Source organism: Luteimonas sp. AC640a, assembly GCF_979256585.1.
The window spans coordinates 1-22,669 of the sequence record NZ_CEEDOV010000010.1; the positions used below are offsets into that span (position 1 = coordinate 1).

General features: G+C 68.6%; 21 protein-coding genes, 1 pseudogene and 1 riboswitch. Of the genes and pseudogenes, 3 read left to right on the forward strand and 19 right to left on the reverse strand.

Annotation, left to right across the window (positions count from 1 at the left end):
- Nucleotides 1–255: 255 nt before the first annotated feature.
- From thiL to glyA, 8 genes are all read right to left on the reverse strand, one after another.
- On the reverse strand, nucleotides 256–1,209 hold the full coding sequence (gene thiL / locus ACZ9YD_RS09085; protein WP_465074845.1) for a thiamine-phosphate kinase: 954 nt from the start codon (nucleotides 1,207–1,209) through the stop codon (nucleotides 256–258).
- A gap of 16 nt (nucleotides 1,210–1,225) precedes the next feature.
- Entirely contained in the window at nucleotides 1,226–1,690 is a 465-nt protein-coding gene (gene nusB / locus ACZ9YD_RS09090; RefSeq protein WP_465074846.1) for a transcription antitermination factor NusB, read from the reverse strand.
- A complete protein-coding gene (ribH, locus tag ACZ9YD_RS09095; RefSeq protein ID WP_465074847.1) occupies nucleotides 1,687–2,154 on the reverse strand; it encodes a 6,7-dimethyl-8-ribityllumazine synthase in 468 nt (155 codons plus the stop codon). The genes nusB and ribH overlap by 4 nt, the downstream gene beginning before the upstream one ends.
- A gap of 41 nt (nucleotides 2,155–2,195) precedes the next feature.
- The gene (ribB, locus tag ACZ9YD_RS09100) at nucleotides 2,196–3,296 is read right to left on the reverse strand and encodes a 3,4-dihydroxy-2-butanone-4-phosphate synthase (RefSeq protein ID WP_232134286.1); all 1,101 of its coding nucleotides are present in this window, start codon (nucleotides 3,294–3,296) and stop codon (nucleotides 2,196–2,198) included.
- Complete coding sequence (locus ACZ9YD_RS09105; RefSeq protein ID WP_465074848.1) at nucleotides 3,293–3,910, reverse strand: riboflavin synthase; 618 nt, start codon at nucleotides 3,908–3,910, stop codon at nucleotides 3,293–3,295. The genes ribB and ACZ9YD_RS09105 overlap by 4 nt, the downstream gene beginning before the upstream one ends.
- 97 nt (nucleotides 3,911–4,007) lie before the next feature.
- Nucleotides 4,008–4,156: riboswitch (FMN riboswitch) on the reverse strand.
- 200 nt (nucleotides 4,157–4,356) lie between these two features.
- Nucleotides 4,357–5,457 (reverse strand): bifunctional diaminohydroxyphosphoribosylaminopyrimidine deaminase/5-amino-6-(5-phosphoribosylamino)uracil reductase RibD, encoded by a 1,101-nt coding sequence (ribD, locus tag ACZ9YD_RS09110; protein WP_465074849.1) that lies wholly within the window; start codon nucleotides 5,455–5,457, stop codon nucleotides 4,357–4,359.
- Nucleotides 5,458–5,578: 121 nt separating this feature from the next.
- Nucleotides 5,579–6,103 (reverse strand): transcriptional regulator NrdR, encoded by a 525-nt coding sequence (gene nrdR, locus ACZ9YD_RS09115; protein ID WP_465074850.1) that lies wholly within the window; start codon nucleotides 6,101–6,103, stop codon nucleotides 5,579–5,581.
- Between the two features lie 102 nt (nucleotides 6,104–6,205).
- Nucleotides 6,206–7,474: a serine hydroxymethyltransferase gene (glyA, locus tag ACZ9YD_RS09120; protein ID WP_465074851.1), complete on the reverse strand. Its 1,269-nt coding sequence runs from the start codon at nucleotides 7,472–7,474 to the stop codon at nucleotides 6,206–6,208.
- A 161-nt stretch (nucleotides 7,475–7,635) separates the two neighbouring features.
- Here glyA and ettA point away from each other — a divergent pair, with 161 nt between their 5' ends.
- From ettA to pyrF, 3 genes are all read left to right on the forward strand, one after another.
- Entirely contained in the window at nucleotides 7,636–9,297 is a 1,662-nt protein-coding gene (ettA, locus tag ACZ9YD_RS09125) for an energy-dependent translational throttle protein EttA (protein ID WP_465074852.1), read from the forward strand.
- Between the two features lie 125 nt (nucleotides 9,298–9,422).
- Nucleotides 9,423–10,160, forward strand: a complete 738-nt coding sequence (gene map, locus ACZ9YD_RS09130) for a type I methionyl aminopeptidase (protein ID WP_465074853.1) — start codon at nucleotides 9,423–9,425, stop codon at nucleotides 10,158–10,160.
- A 10-nt stretch (nucleotides 10,161–10,170) separates the two neighbouring features.
- Complete coding sequence (gene pyrF / locus ACZ9YD_RS09135) at nucleotides 10,171–11,001, forward strand: orotidine-5'-phosphate decarboxylase (protein ID WP_465074854.1); 831 nt, start codon at nucleotides 10,171–10,173, stop codon at nucleotides 10,999–11,001.
- A 183-nt stretch (nucleotides 11,002–11,184) separates the two neighbouring features.
- Here the strand turns inward: pyrF and ACZ9YD_RS09140 are convergent, their stop codons facing one another.
- The 11 genes and pseudogenes from ACZ9YD_RS09140 to xpsI all read right to left on the reverse strand — a co-directional run bounded on the left by ACZ9YD_RS09140 (nucleotide 11,185) and on the right by xpsI (nucleotide 22,669).
- On the reverse strand, nucleotides 11,185–12,582 hold the full coding sequence (locus ACZ9YD_RS09140) for a CehA/McbA family metallohydrolase domain-containing protein (protein ID WP_465074855.1): 1,398 nt from the start codon (nucleotides 12,580–12,582) through the stop codon (nucleotides 11,185–11,187).
- Between the two features lie 107 nt (nucleotides 12,583–12,689).
- Complete coding sequence (gene pncB, locus ACZ9YD_RS09145; protein ID WP_465074856.1) at nucleotides 12,690–13,877, reverse strand: nicotinate phosphoribosyltransferase; 1,188 nt, start codon at nucleotides 13,875–13,877, stop codon at nucleotides 12,690–12,692.
- A gap of 3 nt (nucleotides 13,878–13,880) precedes the next feature.
- Nucleotides 13,881–14,741, reverse strand: coding sequence for a glycosyltransferase family 2 protein (locus ACZ9YD_RS09150; RefSeq protein WP_465074857.1), 861 nt, complete (start codon nucleotides 14,739–14,741; stop codon nucleotides 13,881–13,883).
- Nucleotides 14,742–14,911: 170 nt separating this feature from the next.
- A pseudogene (locus ACZ9YD_RS09155) lies at nucleotides 14,912–15,739 on the reverse strand (glycosyltransferase family 2 protein); the annotation flags it as partial.
- A 27-nt stretch (nucleotides 15,740–15,766) separates the two neighbouring features.
- Entirely contained in the window at nucleotides 15,767–18,052 is a 2,286-nt protein-coding gene (gspD, locus tag ACZ9YD_RS09160) for a type II secretion system secretin GspD (RefSeq protein WP_465074858.1), read from the reverse strand.
- A 10-nt stretch (nucleotides 18,053–18,062) separates the two neighbouring features.
- Entirely contained in the window at nucleotides 18,063–18,935 is an 873-nt protein-coding gene (locus ACZ9YD_RS09165) for a type II secretion system protein XpsN (protein ID WP_465074859.1), read from the reverse strand.
- Complete coding sequence (gene gspM, locus ACZ9YD_RS09170) at nucleotides 18,925–19,587, reverse strand: type II secretion system protein GspM (protein ID WP_465074861.1); 663 nt, start codon at nucleotides 19,585–19,587, stop codon at nucleotides 18,925–18,927. The genes ACZ9YD_RS09165 and gspM overlap by 11 nt, the downstream gene beginning before the upstream one ends.
- The gene (locus tag ACZ9YD_RS09175) at nucleotides 19,577–20,764 is read right to left on the reverse strand and encodes a PilN domain-containing protein (RefSeq protein WP_465074862.1); all 1,188 of its coding nucleotides are present in this window, start codon (nucleotides 20,762–20,764) and stop codon (nucleotides 19,577–19,579) included. Before ACZ9YD_RS09175 ends, gspM begins: the two co-directional genes overlap by 11 nt.
- Entirely contained in the window at nucleotides 20,764–21,621 is an 858-nt protein-coding gene (locus tag ACZ9YD_RS09180; RefSeq protein WP_465074863.1) for a type II secretion system minor pseudopilin, read from the reverse strand. The genes ACZ9YD_RS09175 and ACZ9YD_RS09180 overlap by 1 nt, the downstream gene beginning before the upstream one ends.
- The gene (locus tag ACZ9YD_RS09185) at nucleotides 21,618–22,253 is read right to left on the reverse strand and encodes a prepilin-type N-terminal cleavage/methylation domain-containing protein (protein WP_465074864.1); all 636 of its coding nucleotides are present in this window, start codon (nucleotides 22,251–22,253) and stop codon (nucleotides 21,618–21,620) included. Before ACZ9YD_RS09185 ends, ACZ9YD_RS09180 begins: the two co-directional genes overlap by 4 nt.
- Entirely contained in the window at nucleotides 22,250–22,669 is a 420-nt protein-coding gene (gene xpsI / locus ACZ9YD_RS09190; protein WP_465074866.1) for a type II secretion system protein XpsI, read from the reverse strand. The genes ACZ9YD_RS09185 and xpsI overlap by 4 nt, the downstream gene beginning before the upstream one ends.

The window sequence follows — 22,669 nt, forward strand, 5'->3', positions numbered from 1 at the left end:
CGGCACGCAGCCCAAACTCGCTGCGCTCAGACATGGGCTGCTCTTCGGCCACGCCAGGCTCCGGTGCTCGGCTCGCTTTACGGCTCGATTCAAGTCAAAAGCGAACAGCCAGAGCCAAAGGCAAAGCAAAAGCAAAAGGCAAAGCAAAAGCAAAAGCAGAAGCAGAAGCAGAAGCAGAAGCACTGCAGCTCCCGAGCCAGGCAAGCATCCGACAATGCAATCCTGATACGCACGAGTTCCGCCAGCGGGCGCGCTTCAACCGGCGAAGTGATCCCAACCAGCGCGCACCGGCGTCCAAGGCGCGCCGTTCGCAGTCGCGACGACACCCTGCCCTTCCACGATGCGTCCGATGCGGGTCAAAAAAACGCCTGCCTCCTTCCCAGCGGTCTCGATCGCATCACGAGCGCCGACCGGCGCGGTGAAGCAGAGCTCGTAATCGTCGCCGCCGCTCACCTGCAGCGCGCGACGTGTGTCTGGATCAGGCGCAGCAGCGCGCAAGGCGTCCGACGCCGGTAACGCGTCGACATCGATCTCGGCACGTACATCGCTCGCGCGGCAGATATGGGCGAGATCGGCCAGCAGGCCATCGGACATGTCGATCGCGGCATGCGCGAAGCCAGTCAGCCGCAAGCCGAGTGCGATCCGTGGGGTCGGCCGGTCGAGCCGCTCACGCAGCACCGGATCACGCGCAGCACCCGCCGACCATTGCGCCAGCGCGGCAGCCGCATCGCCGGGCGCGCCACTGACCCAGATCTCGTCACCGACGCACGCGCCATCACGACGCAGCGCGCGACCGGGGGAAACAAAGCCGAACACCGTCACGCAGATCGACAGTGGCCCGCGCGTGGTGTCGCCACCGACCAGTGCCACCGCATGCTGGCGCGCGAGTGCATCGAAACCGTCGAGAAACGCATCGACCCACGCCGCGTCGGGTTCGGGCAACGACAGCGAGAGCGTGCACCAGGCCGGCGTGGCGCCCATCGCCGCGAGGTCGGACAGGTTCACCGCCAGCGCCTTCCAGCCGATGTCGGCCGGCGCGGTGTCATGCGGGAAATGGATGCCGGCGTTGAGGGTGTCCATCGCCACGACGAGCTGCATGCCGGCGGGCGGCTGCAGCAGCGCGGCATCGTCGCCGATGCCCAGCACCACGTCATCGCGCGCGACGATGCGCGCGCGGATGCGGTCGATCAGGTCGAACTCGCCGGCCATTGCAGCCGAGACGGGCTCAACGCCCGCGCGGCGCGCCGACTTCCGGCGCGCGCCATTCCGCCGCAGCGCGGTCGAGCACGCCGTTGACGTAGGTGTGGCCGTGCTCGGAGCCGAAACGCTTGACCGTCTTCAGCGCCTCGTCGATGACGACGCGATACGGCACATCGATGCGGTGCTGCAGTTCGTAGGCGGCGATGCGCAGCATCGCGCGCTCGATCGGATCGACCTCTTCGATCGTGCGGTCGAGGAACGGCGCCAGCGACGCATCGAGTTCGCGGTAGCGCGTGCCGACGCCGTGGACCAGATCCTCGAAATACGCGAGGTCGGCGATTTCCTTGGCCTGCTCGTGCGCGAACTGGGCGACGATCTCGCGCGGTTCGGTGCCCGACATCTGCATCGCGTAGATGGCCTGCAGCGCGCGACGGCGCGCGCGAGAGCGCAGCACGGGGTCGACGCCATGGGGTTTGCGGGTCTGGTTCATCCGATCTTGTCCAACAGATTGCTCATTTCGATGGCGACCAGCGCCGCTTCTTCGCCCTTGTTGCCGTGGCTGCCGCCCGCGCGCTTTTCGGCGTCGACGTAGTCCTCGACCGCGAGCACGCCATTGGCGACCGGCACCCGGCTGTCGAGCGCCACGCGCATCAGCGCGTCGCTGCAGCCGTCGGCCACCTGCTCGTAATGGCGCGTGTCGCCGCGCACCACGCAACCCAGGCCCAGCAGCGCGGCATGCGCGCCGGCGGCGGCGAGACGCGCGCACACCATCGGGATTTCCCAGGCACCGGGCACGCGGATCACGTCGACCGCGTCTTCGGCGACGCCGTGATCGGCGAACGCCTTGCGCGCACCGGCGATCAGGGCATCGGTGATCTTGGGGTTCCAGCGGCTGGCGACGATCGCGTAACGCGCGCCGGCCGGGGCGCGCAGGTCGCCTTCGAGGTAGCTCATGGGCATGGGGATTCGCGCAAGGCCGGTCAGTTTAACGCGCGTCAGGCCGTGACGTATTCGACGACTTCGAGGCCGTAGCCGGCGAGACCCACCTGCTTGCGCGGGGTGCCGAGTACGCGCAGCCGGCCGAGGCCGAGATCGGCGAGGATCTGCGCGCCGGCGCCGTTGCGGCGCCATTGGCCCACGTCCTTGTCCTTGCCGGGCGGCCGGACCACGGTTTCCTTGCGCAGGCGCGCCAGCAGCGCGTCGGAGTCACGCGGCGCCGACAGCACCACCATCACGCCCTGCCCCGCTTCGGCGATCGCACGCAGCGCATCGCTGCCGGCCACGCCGAAATCGTCGCGGCGCCAGTGCAGCAGATCGGCGAGCGGGTTCTCCACCTGCACGCGCACAAGGGTGGGCGTGTCGGCGTCGGGTGTGCCGCGCACCAGCGCGAAATGCAGCTCGTGTGCGATGCGATCGCGGTAAGTCACAAGATGGAAGGCGCCGAACTCGGTTTCGATCTCGCGTTCGTCGATGCGCTCGACGGTGTGCTCGGTGGCGAGGCGATGCGCGATGAGATCGGCGATCGAGCCCATCTTCAGGCCATGTTCGCGAGCGAAGACCTCCAGCTCCGGGCGGCGCGCCATGCTGCCGTCGGGATTGAGAATCTCGACCAGCACGCCGGCCGGCTCCAGGCCCGCGAGCATCGCCAGATCGACGCCGGCTTCGGTATGACCGGCGCGGGTCAGCACGCCGCCGGGCTGGGCGACCAGCGGGAAGATGTGACCGGGCTGGTGCAGATCCTCGGGCTTCGCGTTCGCCTTCACCGCGGTGCGGATCGTGTGCGCGCGATCGTGGGCCGAGATGCCAGTGGTCACGCCTTCGGCGGCCTCGATGCTGACGGTGAAGTTGGTCTGGAACTGCGCGGTGTTCGCGCGGACCATCGGCGCCAGACCCAGCTGCGCGGCGCGGCTGGGCGTCACCGGCAGGCAGACCAGACCGCGGCCGTGGGTGACCATGAAGTTGATGTCCGAGGGCTTGACCAGCTCGGCGGCCATGATCAGATCGCCTTCGTTCTCGCGGTCTTCGTCGTCGACGATGACGACCATGCGGCCCTGGCGGATCTCTTCCAGCAGTTCGGGAACGGGTGCGAAATTCATGCCGCCGCTCCCGCCTGGACGACGCCCGCGCTGAGCAGGCGCTCGACGTAACGCGCGACCAGATCCACCTCCAGGTTCACCGCCTCGCCGACGGGCGTGCTGCCGAACGCGGTGTGCGCAACGGTGTGCGGCACCAGCGCGACCTCGAAGCCGGTCGCATCGACAGCGTTGACCGTCAGACTGACGCCGTCGACGCAGATCGAGCCCTTGTGCGCGACGTACTTCAGCAGCGCGGCCGGCGCATCGAAGCGCCAGCGCTGCGCGCGTGCATCGTCGTGCACCGAAGCGACGCTGCCGACGCCGTCGACATGGCCGCTGACCATGTGGCCGCCGAGGCGATCGGTCGGGCGCATCGCGCGCTCCAGATTCACCGCGCGGCCCGGCGCCAGCACGCCGAGCGTGGTCAGCGAGAGGGTTTCGGTCGAGGCATCTGCCTCGAAATGCGCATCGTCGAACGCGACCACGGTCAGGCAAACGCCATTGACCGCGATGCTCTCGCCCATCGCCACGCCGTCGAACGGCAGCGTGCCGACCGCGATGCGCAGCCGCGCGTCGCCGCCAAGCGTCTCGGTGGAAACCAGGCGTCCGACGCCCTCGATCAGTCCGGTGAACATGTCGCTGCCTCCGTCCGCACGGGCACGCCCGCACGGTCAAGCCGAAAGGGAACGGTCCGGGACGCGACAGCGTGCGCTGCCGCTGGGCCACGCATGAGGTCGTCTTCTCGCATCCGGACTCTGACCGTCGGCTCCGGAGTTCGACCGGATCTGCTGACCCGCCGGCGGTTGCCGGCAGCGCTCGCGGGCTCGCGCGTCGCCGCGCCTACCGCCGGTGGGGACTTTCACCCCGCCCCGAAGACATTCGATTGTGTGTTGCCGGCTGGGCCGGCCCCGGGGATTCTACCAGCGCCGTCGCGCGGGCCCGGGGCACCGCGGCGGGACGCTTCATTGCAGGGACAGGCAGGGCGCCCACGGATGATGCGCTCCTGCGGACGCGCGCTTGCGCGCGATGGCGATCGGGTCGAATCCCTTTGCGCGCGAGCGCGCCCCCTACAGGGCCTGGATCAGGCGGCCGGCTTCGGCCGCAGCAGCAACCGCAGGTCGTCGCCGATCCGGCGAGTCTCGATCGTCTGCAGCTGCAGCCGCTGCGCCATGGTGTCGATGCCGAGCCCGTCGAACAGCGGACGCCCGCGCTCGCCCAGCAGCACAGGCGCCACATACAACAGCAATTCGTCGACGAGGCCTGCACGCAGGAACGCGCCCGAGAGCGTCGCGCCGGCCTCGACCTGGATCTCGTTGATGCCGCCTTCGCCCAGCGCCGCCAGCACCGCGTGCAGGTCGAGTTGGCCATCCGCGCCGCGTGGAATCGCGATGCGCGGCGCATCGAAACCATTCGGCACCTTGGTGTCGTGCGCGTGCACGTATAGCGTCGGCGCGGCGCCATCACGGACGTTGCCCCGTGCGATCGTCGCCAGGCCCGCATCCAGCACCACGCGCATCGGCACCACGAACGGCGCGTCTTCTGCGAGGCGCACGGTCAACTGCGGGTCGTCGGCCAGTACCGTGCCGCTGCCGGTCAACAGCGCGCCCGCGCGTGCCCGCCAGCGCATCACGTCAGCGCGCGAGGCCTCGCCACTGATCCATTTCGAATCGCCGTTCGCCATCGCCGTGCGCCCATCGATGCTGCAGGCGAGCTTGACGCGCAGCCAGGGCCGGCCGCGCTCGATGCGCGACAGGAACCCGCGATTGAGCGCACGCGCCGCCACTTCCATCAATCCTGACTGAACTTCGATGCCCGCCGCGCGCAGCCGATCGAAGCCGGCGCCATCGACCTGGGGAAACGGATCACGCATCGCCGCGACCACGCGCGACACGCCGGCCGCGATCAATGCGTCGGCGCACGGTCCGGTGCTGCCGGTATGCGCGCAGGGTTCCAGCGTCACGTAGGCCGTCGCGCCGCGCGCACGGTCGCCTACCGTCTGCAGCGCGACCACTTCCGCATGCGGGCCGCCTTTCTCAACGTGGAACCCTTCACCGACCACTTCGCCATCGGCGACGAGCACGCAGCCGACCATGGGATTGGGCCGCGTCGTCCATGCGCCGCGTTCGGCCAAGCGCAAGGCCTGCGCCATGAAGCGATGGTCGTCGGCAGTGAAATCGGACATATGAGGCTCTCCTGACAGCGTGTTCGATCACGAGCGGGATGGAGGCGCAGGGCACGAATGCCGCAACGGTGCGCAGAAAGATGATCACGGGCGCAGAGATCAAAACTCGCGACCGCCCCGCTCAGCGCCTGCGCGGGCCCTTGCCCGTCGGCGCCGTCTCGCCTTCGAGCAACGGCAACTGGCCATCGCCCGGCAGGTCGCGCTCGAGCCGGTCGAGCTCTTCGCGGAAATCGGCGACGTCTTCGAACGAGCGGTACACGGACGCGAATCGCACGAAGCCGACGTGGTCGAGCTTGCGCAGTTCCGCGATGACGAATTCACCGACCCGGCGCGAAGACACCTCGCGTTCCGCGGTCATGCGCAGGTGATGCACGACCGCGCGCACCGTCGCCTCGATCTGCTCTTCCGACACCGGACGCTTGTGCAGCGCGCGGTCCATGCTCAGGCGCAGCTTGCGCGCATCGAACGGCTCACGCCGCCCGTCACCCTTGATGATCGTCGGCAGCTTGAGCTCGATCGTCTCCAGCGTGCTGAAACGTTCCCCGCAGGCCTCGCATTCGCGCCGGCGACGGATCGTCGCGCCGTCCTCGGACACGCGCGAATCGATCACGCGGGTATCGGTGTGCTGGCAGAAGGGGCAATGCATCAGGCGCGAGGCGTGGGGAACAGCGTTCGAGACGACGCAGCGGCCATCCCGGGGATCAGGCGCCTTGCCACACCCGAATCAAGACCCCTCATGCCCGGCTGCTCAGCCATACACCGGGTACTTCGCGCACTGCGCGGCGACCTTGTCGCGCACGGTGGCGATCACGCCTTCGTCCTTCGGTGCATCGAGCACGTCGCAGATCCAGTGGGCGAGATCGGTGCAGTCCTGCTCGACGTAACCACGCGTGGTCACCGCCGGCGTGCCCAGACGCAAACCCGAGGTCACAAAGGGCTTACGCGGATCGTTCGGCACCGAATTCTTGTTGACGGTGATGTGGGCGCGCCCGAGGGCTTCTTCCGCGTCCTTGCCGCTGACGTCCTTGCCGATCATGTCGACCAGCATCAGATGGTTTTCGGTGCCGCCCGAGACGATCTTGTAGCCGCGCTCGATGATGACCTTCGCCATCGCCTGCGCGTTCTTGACCACCTGCTGCTGGTAGGTCTTGAACGCGGGCTCCAGCGCTTCCTTGAACGCGACCGCCTTGCCGGCGATCACGTGCATCAGCGGGCCGCCCTGGATGCCGGGAAACACGATCGACTGCAGCTTCTTGGCGATCTCGTCGAACTGCTCGCCGGCGCCCTGCTGGCTGGCGATGATGATGCCGCCGCGCGGACCGCGCAGGGTCTTGTGGGTGGTCGAGGTGACCACGTGCGCATGCGGCACCGGCGTCGGGTACACACCCGCGGCGACGAGGCCGGCGACGTGCGCCATGTCGACGAACAGGTACGCGCCCACCTTGTCTGCGATCGCGCGGAAGCGCGCCCAGTCGACGATCTGCGAGTACGCGGAGAAGCCGGCGATGACCATCTTCGGCTTGTGCTCGAGCGCGAGGCGCTCGACTTCGTCGTAATCGATCAGGCCGGCATCATCGACGCCGTACTGCACCGCGTTGAAAAGCTTGCCCGATGCATTGACCTTGGCGCCGTGGGTCAGATGACCGCCGTGCGCCAGCGACATGCCGAGGATCGTGTCGCCCGGCTGCAGCAGCGCGAAGTAGACGGCCTGGTTAGCCTGCGAGCCCGAGTGCGGCTGCACGTTCGCGTAATCGGCATCGAACAGCTGCTTGAGGCGGTCGATCGCGAGCTGCTCGGCGATGTCGACGTACTCGCAGCCGCCGTAATAGCGCTTGCCCGGGTAGCCCTCGGCGTACTTGTTGGTCAGCTGGCTGCCCTGCGCCTCCATGACCAACGCGCTGCAGTAATTCTCCGAGGCGATCAGCTCGACGTGGTCTTCCTGGCGGCGGACCTCGTTCGCGATGGCCTGGGCGAGTGCGGGATCGTAGCTTTCGAGACGGGCGTCGCGCTGGAACATCGAGGGCTCCGGAACAGTGAACGGCGAGGCCGGCCATTGTAGCGCCGGCCCGCCCGGCGCGCGGCCCCGCCGGGCGCGAGCCGTTATAATCGCCGCCATCCCTTCCCAACCCGACGCCGCCCGACCGGGCCCCGGCGCGGGCCGGCACAACCGGAGCCCCCATGTCGCAATACATCTACACCATGAACCGCGTGTCCAAGGTGGTCCCGCCGAAGCGGCAGATCATCAAGGACATCTCGCTGTCGTTCTTCCCGGGCGCGAAGATCGGCCTGCTCGGCCTCAACGGCTCGGGCAAGTCCACCGTGCTGAAGATCATGGCGGGTGTGGACCAGGATTTCGAAGGCGAGGCGCGTGCGCAGGCCGGCACCAAGGTCGGCTATCTGGCGCAGGAACCCGAGCTGGATCCCGAGATGACCGTGCGCGAAGCGGTCGAAGAAGGCGTGGGCGAAGTGCTGCAGGCCCAGGCCGCGCTGGACAAGGTCTATGACGCCTACGCCGAGGAAGGCGCCGATTTCGACGCGCTGGCCAAGGAACAGGAGCGCCTGGAGGCGATCCTCGCCGCGGGCGACGCGCACACGCTGGAGAACCAGCTGGACGTGGCCGCCGATGCGCTGCGCCTGCCGCCGTGGGAAGCCAAGGTCGGCAATCTGTCGGGCGGCGAGAAGCGCCGCGTCGCGCTGTGCCGCCTGCTGCTGCAGAAGCCGGACATGCTGCTGCTCGACGAACCGACCAACCATCTCGACGCCGAGTCGGTGGAATGGCTGGAGCAGTTCCTCGCGCGCTACACCGGTACCGTCGTCGCGGTCACCCATGACCGCTACTTCCTCGACAACGCCGCCGAGTGGATCCTCGAACTCGACCGCGGCCGCGGTATTCCGTGGAAGGGCAACTACACCGAATGGCTGACCCAGAAAGACGAGCGCCTGAAGCAGGAAGACAACCAGGAAAAGTCACGTCAGAAGGCGATCCAGAAGGAACTGGAGTGGTCGCGCCAGAACGCCAAGGGCGGCCGCACCAAGGGCAAGGCGCGTCTGGCCCGACTGGAAGAACTGCAGTCGGTGGACTACCAGAAGCGTAACGAGACCAACGAACTGTTCATCCCGCCGGGCGAGCGTCTGGGCAATGCGGTGATGGAGTTCAAGGGCGTTACCAAGAAGTTCGGCGACCGCCTGCTGATCGACGACCTGTCGATGATCATTCCGCCGGGCGCCATCGTCGGCATCATCGGCCCGAACGGCGCGGGTAAATCCACGCTGTTCAAGATGATCACCGGGCAGGAGAAGCCGGATTCCGGCGAGATCGTCGTGGGACCGACCGTGCAGCTGTCCTACGTCGACCAGAGCCGCGATGCGCTGGAGGGCAACCACAACGTCTTCCAGGAAATCGCCGGCGGCCTCGACATCCTCAACATCAACGGCGTCGAGATCCAGTCGCGCGCCTATATCGGCCGCTTCAACTTCAAGGGCCAGGACCAGCAGAAGCTGGTGGGCACGCTGTCGGGTGGTGAGCGCGGTCGTCTGCACATGGCCAAGACCCTGCTGCAGGGCGGCAACGTGCTGCTGCTCGACGAACCATCGAACGATCTCGACATCGAAACCCTGCGCTCACTCGAAGACGCGCTGCTGGAGTTCCCCGGCAACACCTTCGTGATCTCGCATGACCGCTGGTTCCTCGACCGCATCGCCACGCACATCATCGCGTTCGAAGGCGACAGCCACGTCGAGTTCTTCCAGGGCAACTACCGCGAGTACGAAGAAGACAAGCGCCGCCGCATGGGCGACGACGCGGGTCCGAAGCGTCTGCGGTTCAAGGCGCTGAAGTAAGCGATCCGGCAATCGGTCCGCGCGGATGCCTGCGTGGACCGGCAGCCGAAGAGCGTCGAACCTCTCTCCCTCCGGGACGACGTGCCCGTCGGGGTAGAGGTAAGACAGACCACCGGGAGCGTCACATGACCATCCAGACCCTGGCAGAACTCGAAGGCCTCAAGCGCGCCGGCGCACTCGTCGCGCGCATCCTGTCGACGATGCGCGAGCGCGCACAGACCGGCACGACGCCGCGCGAACTCGACGCCATCGGCGCCGACATGCTCCACGACGCCGGCGCGCAGTCGGCGCCGGTGCTGACCTACGGCTTCCCGGCCGCGACCTGCATCAGCGTCAACCGCGTCGTCGCGCACGGCATCCCCAACGCGACGCCGCTGCAGGATGGCGATCTGGTCAACATCGACGTGTCCGCCGAACTCGACGGCTTCTTCGCCGACACCGGCGCGAGCTTCGTCATCGGCACCGCGAGCGCGGCGCAGCAGCGTCTGCTCGATGCGACGCGCGAAGCACGCGACGCCGCCATCGCCCAGCTGCGTGCGGGCGAACTGCTCAGCAGCATAGGCCGCACCATCGAAACCGTCGCCGCACGCCGCGGTTTCCGCATCATCCGCAATCTGCAGAGCCACGGCGTCGGCCGTGCGCTGCACGAAGCGCCCGGTTCGATTCCCGGCTACTTCGATCCCCGCGACACGCGCCGTCTGCACGACGGCATGGTCATCACCGTGGAGCCGTTTCTGGCGACCCACGCCACGCGCACCGAAGACCTGGACGACGGCTGGTCGCTGATCTGCCCCAAGGGCTTTGGCGCGCAGTTCGAACACACGGTCGTCGTCACCCACGGCGCGCCGATCATCGTCACCTGAGAGCCGTCCCATGACGCACACCTTCATGCAGGCGCTGCGTACGCGCTGGCAGTCCGCCGACACGCTCGTCTGCGTCGGCCTCGACCCCGAACCGGCGAAGTTTCCTGCGCGTTTCGCCAATGACCCCGATGCGGTGTTCGCGTTCTGCCGCGACATCGCCGATGCGACCGCCGAGTACGCCTGCGCGTTCAAGCCGCAGATCGCGCACTTCGCTGCGCTCGGTGCGGAAGACGCGCTGCAACGGCTGATCGCGCATCTGCATGCCACGCACCCGGGCGTGCCGGTGATCCTCGATGCCAAGCGTGGCGACATCGGCAGCACCGCGCAGCGCTACGTCACTGAGGCCTTCGAGCGCTTCGAGGCCGACGCGGTGACGGTGAACCCCTACCTCGGTCGTGATTCGGTGCAGCCCTTCCTCGACCGCAGCGACAAGGGCGTCGTGATCCTGTGCCGCACCTCGAATCCGGGGGCGGCCGATCTGCAGGACCTCCCGGTCGCGCATGCCGGTGCGACGCGTGCGCTGTACCAGCACGTCGCCGAGACCATCGCGCGTGACTGGAACGGCCACGGCAACGTGTCGCTCGTCGTCGGTGCGACCTGGCCCGAACAGTTGCGCGAAGTCCGCGCGATCGTCGGCGACATGCCGTTCCTGGTGCCGGGCGTCGGCGCGCAGGGCGGCGATGTCGAGGCGGTGGTTACGCACGCGAAGACCGCCGACGGCACCGGCCTGATGGTCAGTTCCTCGCGCGCGATCCTCTACGCATCGAACGGCGATGACTACGCGGACGCGGCGGCGCGCGAGGCGAGTGCGTTGCGGGATGCGATCAACCGGTTTCGTTGACGCGGCCTGAGCCCTCCCCCGCCTGCGGGGGAGGGTTGGGTGGGCGCAATCCGTCAGCTGCCAAGGCAACCGCTCACTCGTCGAGCGCTCCGCTCGGATCATTCACGCGTCGACGGGCCGTTCGCCCATCCCAGCCTTCCCCCGCAGGCGGGGGAAGGAGCGGATCCAGTCTGCGCGGGGTTCTCAGCGCAGCTCCACGAACACCGGGTTCGAGTAGAACCACAGGTCCTGCCACGGATTCTCGCCAGCGGCGTCCGGGGTCGGCTCGATCCGCGTGTTCGACGTGCCGCGCACACGCACGAAACCACGCGTCTCCGGCGCCGGCAGCGTGAGTTCGAATGCGATGCGGTTGCCGGTCTGCTGCCACTGCGCGGCGCGTACGGTGTGGACGGTCATGTCCGGCGTGCCGTCGGCAGACGCCTGCCCGGCGATCACGTCGATGTGGTCGATCGCATTGCGGTCACCGTTGAAATTGGCGCCGTCGGGCACCGTGACCGACACGCGCAGCGTCAGCTGCGCACCGGCAGCGGCCTGCAGCGTGCCGCCCATCGTGGCCGGCGCCGCGCCTTCGGCGTCGACCTGCAGATCGAGCGTTTCGATGAGATCACCGGTCACCGCGAACATGCGGCCGTTCCGCAGACCGTCGAAGATATCCGCGCTGTCATGGCGCGCCAGTACATAGGTCTTGCTGTACTGGCCCGGCCAGAAGTCCGCACCGCCCATGTCGACGTTGCGATGCGAATCGGACGTCGAGGTGATCCAGAAGCGGCGCCCTTCGGCGAGCAGCGTGTCCCACACACCGCCGAGCTGCGCGGTCATCTGGTCGAAGCCGCCCCAGGTCTTCGCCGCATGGTTGCGGTACAGCCCGCGATGGCGGCGGTCGGCCTGATGGCCGGGCGCGCCTTCCATGCCGACGAGCACATCCGGCGCGGCGTCCTGCCAGTTGCGCAGTTCCTGCGGATCCACCTGACCCCAGGCGCCAATCCCGGTCGCGGTGCGCGCGGGATGATTGACGAACATCAGCGGTTGCGGCTGCTGCGCCTGCATGTGGCGCAGCGCGGCGAGCATCGCCTCCGGCGTGTCGCGCGCGTCGTCGTCCACTTCGCGGCGGCTGAAGCGTCGCTCCAGGTCGACCAGCATCGTGTTCTCGTGTGCGCCCGGCGCCATGATCAGCGAGGCGTGCTCGCCGGCCGGCACGTCGAACTCAATGCCGTGGAACTGCAGCACCTCGGGGACGTCGGAGCGCGCCTGCTGCAGCGCCGGCCATGCGGAATCGTGCGTCACCGCCGAATGGCTCGGGCCGCCGTGATCGGTGTGCACCATCCATGTCAGACCATGTCGACGTGCTTCCTCGGCGTTGCGTGTGCGCGAGTACGGTGAGTCGCCACCACGGATCGGCGTCGGCGGCGAGGTGGACGTATCCCAGTTGACGCTCCATTCGCTGTGCACGTGGTGGTCGCCGGCGCGCCAGGCGCGGCCGTCATCGTGCTCGGCAGCGGACGCGCTGGCCGCCAGGGCGAGCAACAGGACGGAGAAGGACGCGCGGCGCGCGTGCCGGGAAGAAGCAACGTGGAGGGTCATGCGGAATCCAGACGATGGAGGAACACGGCGCGGTACGCCGCAACCGCGTATTCCACCGCAGCCCCATGTCATCCCGATGAAACCCGTGCGGGTTTCGTGTACGGCGATCAGGCCGCGGTGTCGGCCGGCAGCCCGAACACCTGCTTCAGATACGTCAGATAGCCCGGGTCGTCGCACATGCTCTTGCCTGGTGAATCGCTGAGTTTGGCCACGGGCTGGCCGTTGCAGCGAACCATCTTGATGACGATGCTCAGCGGCGTCGGCCCGAGATCGTTGGTCAGGTGCGTGCCGACGCCGAAGGCCAGTTTGCAGCGGCCGCGGAAGTAGGCGTGCAGGCGTTTGACCTTGTCGATGTCGAGGCCATCGCTGAAGACCAGGATCTTGCTCGACGGATCGACGCGGTTGTCGGCGAAGTGCGCGAGCATCCGGTCGCCCCAGACGAAGGGATCGCCCGAGTCGTGGCGCACGCCGTCGAAGAGCTTGCAGAAGTACATGTCGAAATCGCGCAGGAACGCATCCAGCCCGACGACATCCGACAGTGCGATACCGAGATCGCCGCGGTATTCGTGCGCCCACGAATCCAATGCCACGACCTGCGAATCGCGAAGCCTTGGCCCGAGCGCCTGGAACGCCTGCAGATACTCGTGCGCCATCGTGCCGTGCGGCGTCATGCCATGGATGCGCGCGAAGTGGACGTTGCTGGTGCCGACGAACTGGTCGCCGAGCGCATCGCGCAGCAGCGGCAGCATGTGCCCGTGCCAGTGCTGCGAATAGCGGCGACGCGTGCCGTAGTCGGCGATCCGGCAATCCTCGTAACCGGCCACATCCTGCAGCAATGCTGCCTTGGCCTGCAGACGCCGTTCGCCCTCGACGAAATCGGCCTGCGTGGTGTTGCGGAACCAGACCTCGTTGATGATCGCCAGCAGCGGCACTTCGAACAGGATCGTGTGCAGCCACGGGCCGGTGATCTCGAGCTCGATCTCGCCCGGCACGTCCGTCGACGCGCGCAGATCGATGTACTTGCGATCGAGATGGAACAGGCCGAGAAAATCGGCGAAGTCCGGCTTCACGAAGCGCAGCGCGCGCACGTAGGCCAGTTCGTCCGCGCTGAAGCGCAGCGCGCACAGCGCATCGATCTCCGCATCGATCTCGCCGATGAACTGCGCCAGATCGATGCCGGGCGTACGGCACTTGAAGCGGTACTGCACGACCGCGCCGGGGTGCTGGTGCAGCACCGCCTGCATCATCGTGAACTTGTACAGATCGGTGTCGAGCAAGGAGGCGATCGCGGCCATCGGTCAGCCCGCCGCCTGCGAGGCGCGGCGCAGCACCGCGATCGGGAAGCGCGCCCAGATCATCGTCCACACGGCGACGCGCTGCGGCCATTTGCGGTGCGCGGCCTCGAAGCGCCGGAAGTAGCGCCACAGGCCGCGATGCTTGTGCCATTCGACGAACACCGGCCGCGAGCGGCTGGACACGCCGCGCACGTGCAACACCGCGATGTCATTGGCGACCGCGATCACTGCGCCGGCTTCGCGCGCGCGCCGGCACAAGTCCAGGTCTTCGGCGTGCAGCCGGTAGCCGGTATCGAAACCGTCGATGCGGTCGAACAACGTCCGCGGCAGCAGCATCAGCGCGCCGGAGATCGCCTGCACGCGTTGCAGCGGCTGCGCGGCATCGCGCGGCACGGCGAGCACACGGGCCTGTGGGTCGCGCAGCATCGCGGCGAAGTCGGGATCACGGCGGCGTGCGGCGGGATCGCGCGCGCCATCCTCACCGACAAGTTCGGTACCGAGCAGGCACGGTGCGGCCAGCGCATCGGCGTGCGCAAGCAGACGCGCGAGCGAATCGGCATCGACGAGGCAATCCGGATTGACGAACGCGATCCACGGCGCGTCGCCATCACGTGCGCCCTGGTTGCAGGCGACGGCGAAGCCGGGGTTGTCGGGATTGCCGATGAAGTGCACCCGCGGATCGAGCGAGGCGTGTCGCTGGACGATGGCCAACGTCGTGTCATCAGACGCGTTGTCGACGACGCGGATCTGCGCGACGCCGTCGGCCGCGCGCAGGCGTGTCAGACAGGCATCGATCGTGCTGCCGCTTCGATGGGTGACGACGACGGCGACGATGTCGGGCTTGGCGGAATCTGCAGCGGTCACTTGGGCGGCGTGTCTTCGGTGAAAGACACATTGTCCGCCGCGTCGGGTGCAGTTGGCGTATCGCGAGCGCCGGCTGCCCTCACCCCACCATCCGCTTCGCGGATGGTCCTCCCCTCTCCCGGATGGGAGAGGGGCATGGGCGGGCGGACTGCGTCCGCCGTTTCCTCGTGAAACAGCTGCTGCTGCGCCGGCGCGTTCTCCAGCGCATCGAAGCCGCGTTGCAGCGCCACGCGCGTCGCGTACAGCGGGTCCTGCATCAGGAAGGTCGCCAGCCGCGAATGCCAAGACGGCCAGCGCACCGCAAGCGCGTCCATGTCGCCGTCCGCCGGACCTCCCTCGCCGCCGCGTGCGACGAACGCCGTTTCGCACAGCGCATTGCGCCAGCCCAGACCCGCCATGCGCAGCGACAGGTCGATCAGCGCGGCGTACCAGGAGCGGTAGCTGGACGCATCGAGACCGCCGGCCTTGCGCCGCGCATTGCCGCGCAACAGCACCGCGTGGCCGATCGCGGCCGGCAGTTCGGGATAGAGCGGCGGCAGGGCCTGACACGCACGCGCGAGACGCGACGGCGCATCGGGCACCGGATTGATCTCGCCGATCCGCGGCCAGGCCGCGGACTCGCCGGCGTTGCACCACGGCGTCGCGGTCGCGATCGAGGCATCACGCGCGAAGCAGGCCGCGAGTGCGCTGGCCCAGCCCGGCGCGGGAATCGCGTCGGGTGCGAGCACGATGACGTCGGCATCGCCGCAGGCGCGCAGCACGTCGTCGAGATGCGCGACCTCGCCGATCGATCGCTGGCGGCAGGTGTAGTCGGCCTGCAACGGCGTACTGGCGAGCCAGCGCTGCACGATCTCCGCGCCACGCGGGCCAATACGTGCATCGTCGGCGAGCCAGATCCGCGTGCCCGCAGGCGTGCCGGCATCGAGCGCGGCCAGGCACGCGTCGAGCGCGTCGTCGTCGTGCCCGACCGGCAGCAGGATCACCGGCAACTCAGCCATGCGCAGCGTCTCCGCGCATCGCCGGGCTCAGTCCTGCGTGCCCTGCAGCGGCTGCAGCGCGCGGAAACGGCGCCCGTACTCGTCGGTCAGCTGACGCGCCTCGAGCGGATTGCGCACGATGGTCGGCGTCAGCAGCACGATGACTTCGCTGCGCTCGGTGCCTGAACCCTGCGATCCGAAGAGCCCCCCGATGACAGGAATCCGGCTCAGACCAGGGATGCCCGACGAGGTTCGAGACACCTGATCCCGGATCAGCCCGGCCAGCATCACCGTGTCGCCCGCCTGCACAGCGGCTTCGGTTTTCAGCCTGCGCGTATCGATCCGCACGTTGCCCTGATCGTCCGCGGTGTTCTGCGCGCCGGGCGTACTGACTTCCTGCACGATATCGAGAAATACCATGCCGTCGCGGGTCACCCGTGGGCGCACCTTGAGAATCGTGCCGGTCTCGATGTACTGGACCTGGGTGTACTGGCTGTCGCCGAGAATCGGGTTCACGCTGGTCGACGAGATCGGGATACTCGCGCCGACGTTGAACTCGGCCATCGCATTGTTGCGCACGAATACCGATGGCGACTGCAGGACCTGGACGTCGGTGACCTGGTCGAGCGCCCTGATGATCGCTGCGGCGTCGTTCTTGACCAGCGACCACGCCAGGCCCGGGCCCGAAATGCCGCCGATGCTGGCACCGAGGGTGCTCCAGCTGCTCGGTCCGCCGCCCGCAGGCGACGGGAAAGGCCCGATCTGGTTGTCGGTCATGCCCTTTTCGATAAACCAGTTCACGCCGTACTCAAGGTCGCCGCTGAGCAGCACCTCCACGACCTGCGCTTCGATATGCACCTGCGCCGGCATCACGTCGAGCCGTTCGACCACATCGCGGATCGAACGCCACGCCGCGGGCGTCGTCCGCACCAGCAACGTGTTGGTTTCATCGACCGCCGACACCCCAACGCGGTCGCCCTCGACTTCCAGCGTCACGCTGCCCGGTCCCTCCTGCTGATCACTCAGCTCCATCTGGCCAATGCTGGCGCCACCGCCACCGCCACCGCTACTGCCACCACCACGGCTCATGCCCGAGCCGCCACCGCGATTGTTGCTGCCGAGTCCGGAACTGCTGCCGCTGCCGCTGTCGAGGCCGGACGAGCCATCCGTGCCGCCGGTGCGCAGCGTGTTACCGGTCAGGCCCGGCATCAGCGAGGCCGCATCCTGGCCGCCACTGCTGCCGCTGCCGCCGCCGAAAACCTCCGACAGGCGCTGCGCGAGTTCGCGGGCTTTGATGAACTTCAGTTCGTAGGAGAACAGTTTCGGATCCTGGCCCGCGTTGTCGATCCGCTCCAGCCATTGCTGGATCTCGCCGAGATAATCGGCCTGCGGCGTGATCACCAGCACCGCGTTCGCGCCTTCCAGCGGCATGAAGCGGAACATGCCCGAGACCGGCGATTCGCTGTCCGCGCCGAACACCTTTTCCAGATCGGCGACGACCTGCGTGGCCTTGCCCGACTGCAGCGGAAATACGCCGACCGACATGCCCGACAGCCAGTCGACGTCGAAGATCTCGATTGTGCGCAGGTAGTTGTCGAGTTCGGAGCGGCTGCCGGAAATCGTGATGACGTTGCGCGCGTTGTCGGCAGAGACGATCGCGTTCGGGCGCGCATAGGGCTCGAGCACCTTCTCCATCTCGGTCGCGGAGATGTAGCGCAGCGGCACAGTGCGCACCTCGAAGCCGCGCGCTGCGCCGGTGCTGCCGGTGCGCGGGGCGACGGTGCCGGTTGCGAGCGCGGTGTCTGCGGCGACGATGTTGTAGCGGCCGTCGCTGTAGATCATGCGGGCGTTGTTCCAGCCCAGCACCATCTCCAGCAGGCTCAGCGCCTGCGCCGCACTCACCGGCTGCGGCGTCGCCAGCGTCACCGTGCCCTGCACTTCCGGCGCGATGACGTAGTTCTGGCCGAGCATGTCGCCGAGGATCGCCTTGGCGACGGCGTGCACCGATTCGCCTTCGAAATTGAACGAGGCCTGCCCGCTGGTCGCGCCCAGTGTGGGCGGCGCGGCGGAGGCGGCGCGCTGGTTGATGACCGTGCCGCTGCCGCGGCGGATCTGCGGCTGTGGACGCTCGTCATCGCCGAGCAGCGGTTGCGTGCGTGCGCCCGGCGCCGATGCGGTGTCGGTGGACGACGTGCCCGCCTCCGCGCCCTGGCGCAGGTCGGCATCGCGGCGCATCGAGGCGGTCGGCGCGGTGGCGCAGCCGGCGAGCAGTGCGATGCCGGTACCGAGGGCGATCGCCCGGAGGTGGAAGGCTGGCGTCTGGGAAGGCTTCATCGACGGGAGTCTAGTCCTGGGCGGAATTGGGTTGCTGTTGCTGCTGGCGCAGACGTGCGCGCCGTTCTTCGATCCGGCGACGGATCGCTTCGACTTGTGCTTCCGACGGACCGGCCGCTGGCGCGGCTTCGGGCGTCGCACTGCCGTCGCTGCCGGTGACTGCCGTCGCCTGCTGGCCGGCCGCACCACGTGGTTGCCCGTTGCCAGCCTGCGCATCGCCGACGGGCTGCTGGCTTGCGCCGTTGCCTGCGGCGCGTGCCGCAGCCCCGGCCGCATTTTGGACAGCCTGCGTCGGCGTCGCCGGCGGGCGCGATGCCGCCTGCGCCGGCGATTGACCATCCGGCGGCGGTGTCGGCGTCATCGGCGTGGGCGGCTGTCCGCCAGTGCCGTCGAACACGCGCAGCTCCAGCGTGCGGGGGCCTTCCGGCGTGGTGAACACCACGCTGCGCGCATCCACCGAATCGAGCAGCCAGTTCGAAGCTTCAGGCGGACCTTCGCCGACCTTGAGCCGGATCGACTCGCCGCCGCCATTGGGCTGCAGGATCGCCATCGCGAAGTCGGGCGTGCGGAGCACGCTGGTCAGCACGTAGTCGAATCCAGTGCCGGTGCCCTCGCCTTCGTCCTGCGGATCGATAAAGAAGGGATGCGGGCGGCGGTCGCCGGAGAACAGCGGACGCGCGGCGACTTCGTCGAAGCTCGAAAGAGGCGGCGCCGGCGCGGCATCGCCGGGCGCGGGGCCGACCGGTGCTGCGGCCACGCCGTCGTCCTCCAGCGTGCCGATGCGGCTGCCGAGTCCGGCCAGCGACAGCAGCGCGAACAGCAACGCCCAGCCGCCGACCGCGGCGACCAGCCAGGTGCGCGCATTGGTGGCATCAATCCGCATCGCCGCCTCCGTTGGCCGCCGTCGAACGCGCGCGCGCAGCGGCGTTGGCCGCAGGCGCCGCGCCGGGCGCCGGCAGCACGTAACCGGACAGGTCGAAACTCACGTCGACACCGCCACTGGTCGCGCCGGCCGCGAGCGTATGCCGCTGGCTGAGGATGTTGAGGTTGTCGATGAACAGCCGTGGCGTGCCGGTTTCCAGCGAATGCAGCACCGCGGCCAGTTCGGCATTGCCGCAACGCAGGCGCACTTGAACGGTCGCGCGCGGGTATTGGTCGCTGCGCTGGCCGGCGATCGGCGAGCGGTTGCTGATCGCGCAACTGCGGTTGCCGGGGCTCGCGTCGAGCACGGCGCTTTCGAGACGCTGCACCAGCGCGGCGGTCGCAAGCTCCACGCTTGCCTGCGGCATGAAACCGGGCGTGTCGTCCATGGCTGCGCGCGCACGTTCGAGTTCGGCGCGCACCTGCGGCGCCTGCTCGAGTTCTCGGCGGATGCGCAGCTCACGTTCCTGCAGCGTGTCGATACGTGACCCGAGTTCGCGCATGGGCTGTGTCCACCAAGGATGGATCAGCAACAGGTACCCCAGCAACAGCACGCCCAGCAGCAGCGCGAGCGCCAGCCAGCGGTCGCGGGCCGACACGGACCTATCGGGCATCGTCCGCACGCACGGGCTCCTGTGGTGTGGCGGCAGGCGCCGGCGCAGCCGTGGGCGGCGGCACGAGTTCAGCGGTGAGTGTGAAGCGGTCCGAGCGCGTCCGCGGATCGTTCTGCAGTGCGCCGGCGAGCGCGGGTGCGCGCCACAGCGTGGAGCCCGACAGTTGACCGACCAGTGCAGAGGCTTCGGTGCTCAGGCCGATCAGCAGCACACGGTCGCCTTCGATGGCGGCCTTCTCCAGCGACGTGGAATCCGGCAACCGACGCGCGAGCTCATCGAGCACCGCCACCGTCAACGGACGCGCAGCGCGCTGCGCTTGCAGAAAGGCCATGCCTTCGCGCAAATCAGTGAGTTGCTGGCGCTGCGCAGAAGCCGCGCGCGCACGCGTGGCTTCTGCGGCGACGCGTGCGTCCAGTGCATCGGCCGCGGCGCTGCGGTTCTCGCGCATCTGCCACAGGCCGAATGCGGTCAGCAGCACCGCAATGCCGAGAATCATCAGCTGCACGCGCCGCTGCGGATCCTCGCGGCGACGACGACGCGCATCGTCGATCAGGTTGACGCCCAACGGGCCGCTGTCACCGGCGAGATCGATACCGGCCAGCATCGGCGCCAGCGGGCCGAGCGCGGCGAGTTGCGCGTCGATCGCGGCGCGCGGCACGACCACCAGCTCCACATCGATCTGGCCATCGCCGCGCCGGCCGAGCACGCGGTGGTCGTAGCGCACATCGGCGGCGGTGAACGGCGTCTGCCGGTCGATCTCGAAACCGAGCACATCGTGCAGGCGATCGCCGGCGGCTTCGGGCAGGGTCAGGCGCCGACGCAGACCGGTGCGTGCGGGCAGCAGCAACCAGCGCGGCAGATCGATCGTGCGCGGCGCGAGCAGCGCGGCCAGCGGATCGCCCGCAGATTCGTCGAACGAGGCGCGCGGCACGCTCGCGAGATCGCGCACGCCGTCGGCGTCCTGCAAGCGCAATGCGATATCGCTGCCGTTGCCGACCAGCAGCAGACGGCGGCTGGCGAGGCCGAACAGTTCACGCACACGCGCCGGCAACCAGGCCGACAGCGCCGCCCCCCACCACGACAGGAACGTCCGGACGCGCGCCGACGTGCGGCCGTCCAGGCGCCAGGCGCGGCGGCCGGGCACGGTCTCGCCCGGAGTTGCGGGTGTCGCGGACATCATCGTGGTGACGCTCCTTCTTCCCAACGCAGCACGGTGTAGGCCGTGCCCGGTACGGCGCCAGCGCCGGTTCTGACGACTGCCCGCAGCCGCGCGGTCCGCCCCTCCGGGAGCCGCGCCTGGCTCTCGATACTATACGTGCCGCTTCCGCCGCCCAGCAGGGCGCCGGCCAGTTGCGCGGCGGTCGCTTCGCGGGCCGCGAGGATCGGATCGGCCTCGACGCCCATCGCCTGCAGCACGGGGCCGGCGGCGAACTGCGGATCGGGCGACGGCAGGCGGCTGTAGATCGTCAGATATGGCGCGACCGCCTCATACAGCTCTGGTGTCATGCCGAGCACCTGCTCGACCTCTGCGACGCTTTCGAAGGGCGCGTTCTTGGCGCCGTAGGGCCGCCCCGCGCTGGCATAGTCCGCGGCTTCCGCGCCGCCGGTGATCTGCACGAAATCGTCGCCATCGCGCCAGTCGACGATCGCGCCGGCGACCTGCACCGCGACGCTCTGATCGGCGCCGGTGGTCTGCAACAGCGCGGCCAGCAGCAGGCCGTCGGCGGCATTGAGATCGACTTTGCCAGTTTCGTCGACGACTTTGAGCTCCACGTCGATGTCATGGAACCGCCAGCCGTAAGGACGTCCGTCGGGCTGCCATTGCAATGCGGGATCGTCCATCGCCAGCCGGGTCAACGCGTACTCGAGACCCGCGCGCGCGGCCTGGTCGCCGGCGACGCCGCGACTGAGCACGCGGCCCTGCTGCTGTTCGATGCGCGCGGTCAGCGCGAAGGCACCGACCAGCGCCGCCAGCAACGTGATCAGCCACAGCACAAGCAACAGCGCGGCCCCGCGATGCGCGCGCGCACTCATGGCATCGCCACCTGCGCGGCCTGTCCGGTGCCCTGCGGCAACGTGACCACGAGTGTCGGCCAGGCGCCGTCGCGCTCGGTCTCGATCTGCACTTCGACCTGCAACGGCAATGCGGCCGGCCCCCAGCGTTCCTGCCATTCGCCGAGCGCGCCGGCCTCGTCGAAGCCGCGATAACGTATCCGCAATTCGACGAGGTCATCGACCAGCGGCTCGGGCGGCCGCGGGCTTGGGAGCTCGATCGTGCGCCCGGTCATCACCATGCCGAATGCGACCGTCAGGCGCTGCGCACCGCGCACCTCGTCGACCGCGATGTCGTGCAGATGCGGCCCGCCCTGCCCCAGGTAGTTCGGCAGATCAGCGACGAAGCGCAGGCGCTGCGGTTCGCCGACGAACTGCGAGATCTCACCGGTGTTCTCGTCGGTCTGGAACGCGATCTGCTGCGCGGATGCGATGCGCCGGCGCAGGAAACCTTCGACTGCCCGCATGCGCTCGCTGCGCTGCGACAGGGCCTCGCCGCGATCGACGGTCGCGGTCGCGGCGCGCAACGTGGTCAGCGCCAGGGCGAGTCCGGCCGCGAGCAGCACCGTCGCCAACAGCACCTCGATCAGGGTGAACCCGCGTGCGTGCTTCATGGGGTCGGCACGCCGAGCGCATCCGGTTCGCGCAACCGCAGCGTGTGGACCTGCAGACGCTCGCGCGGCCCGCGTTCGCCCCAGTCCACGGCGAGCGCGACTTCGAACAGTTGCTGGCCGGACGGATCGAGTAGCGCAGGGGGCATCGCCGGATCGACGAAGGGCGCGATCTCCAACGTCCAGCGATAGCGCCCGTCCTCGAACTCGCCGGTGGTGCTGCCCGGCACCACCGGAATCTCGATGCCGATGCCATCCAGCAGCGATTGCGCATGCAACGCCGCGCGTCCGGAATCCGCCGCCCAGCGCACCTGGCGCGTGCCGTTCGACAGCGTGCCGAGCAAGAGCATCAACGCGATGCCGAGCACCGCGAAGGCCACGATGACTTCGAGCAAGGTGTAACCGCGCTGGCCGCGCAC

Coding starts and splice junctions, on each gene's coding strand:
- thiL (WP_465074845.1), bottom strand. CDS start 1,209: ATGGCCGGCGAGTTCGACCTGATCGACCGCATCCGCGCGCGCATCGTC.
- glyA (WP_465074851.1), bottom strand. CDS start 7,474: ATGTTCCAGCGCGACGCCCGTCTCGAAAGCTACGATCCCGCACTCGCC.
- ACZ9YD_RS09105 (WP_465074848.1), bottom strand. CDS start 3,910: ATGTTCACCGGACTGATCGAGGGCGTCGGACGCCTGGTTTCCACCGAG.
- ACZ9YD_RS09175 (WP_465074862.1), bottom strand. CDS start 20,764: ATGTCCGCGACACCCGCAACTCCGGGCGAGACCGTGCCCGGCCGCCGC.
- ribB (WP_232134286.1), bottom strand. CDS start 3,296: ATGAATTTCGCACCCGTTCCCGAACTGCTGGAAGAGATCCGCCAGGGC.
- nusB (WP_465074846.1), bottom strand. CDS start 1,690: ATGAACCAGACCCGCAAACCCCATGGCGTCGACCCCGTGCTGCGCTCT.
- gspD (WP_465074858.1), bottom strand. CDS start 18,052: ATGAAGCCTTCCCAGACGCCAGCCTTCCACCTCCGGGCGATCGCCCTC.
- ribD (WP_465074849.1), bottom strand. CDS start 5,457: ATGTCCGATTTCACTGCCGACGACCATCGCTTCATGGCGCAGGCCTTG.
- map (WP_465074853.1), top strand. CDS start 9,423: ATGACCATCCAGACCCTGGCAGAACTCGAAGGCCTCAAGCGCGCCGGC.
- ACZ9YD_RS09185 (WP_465074864.1), bottom strand. CDS start 22,253: ATGAAGCACGCACGCGGGTTCACCCTGATCGAGGTGCTGTTGGCGACG.
- ACZ9YD_RS09140 (WP_465074855.1), bottom strand. CDS start 12,582: ATGACCCTCCACGTTGCTTCTTCCCGGCACGCGCGCCGCGCGTCCTTC.
- nrdR (WP_465074850.1), bottom strand. CDS start 6,103: ATGCATTGCCCCTTCTGCCAGCACACCGATACCCGCGTGATCGATTCG.
- ettA (WP_465074852.1), top strand. CDS start 7,636: ATGTCGCAATACATCTACACCATGAACCGCGTGTCCAAGGTGGTCCCG.
- ribH (WP_465074847.1), bottom strand. CDS start 2,154: ATGAGCTACCTCGAAGGCGACCTGCGCGCCCCGGCCGGCGCGCGTTAC.
- ACZ9YD_RS09180 (WP_465074863.1), bottom strand. CDS start 21,621: ATGAGTGCGCGCGCGCATCGCGGGGCCGCGCTGTTGCTTGTGCTGTGG.
- pncB (WP_465074856.1), bottom strand. CDS start 13,877: ATGGCCGCGATCGCCTCCTTGCTCGACACCGATCTGTACAAGTTCACG.
- gspM (WP_465074861.1), bottom strand. CDS start 19,587: ATGCCCGATAGGTCCGTGTCGGCCCGCGACCGCTGGCTGGCGCTCGCG.
- ACZ9YD_RS09165 (WP_465074859.1), bottom strand. CDS start 18,935: ATGCGGATTGATGCCACCAATGCGCGCACCTGGCTGGTCGCCGCGGTC.
- pyrF (WP_465074854.1), top strand. CDS start 10,171: ATGACGCACACCTTCATGCAGGCGCTGCGTACGCGCTGGCAGTCCGCC.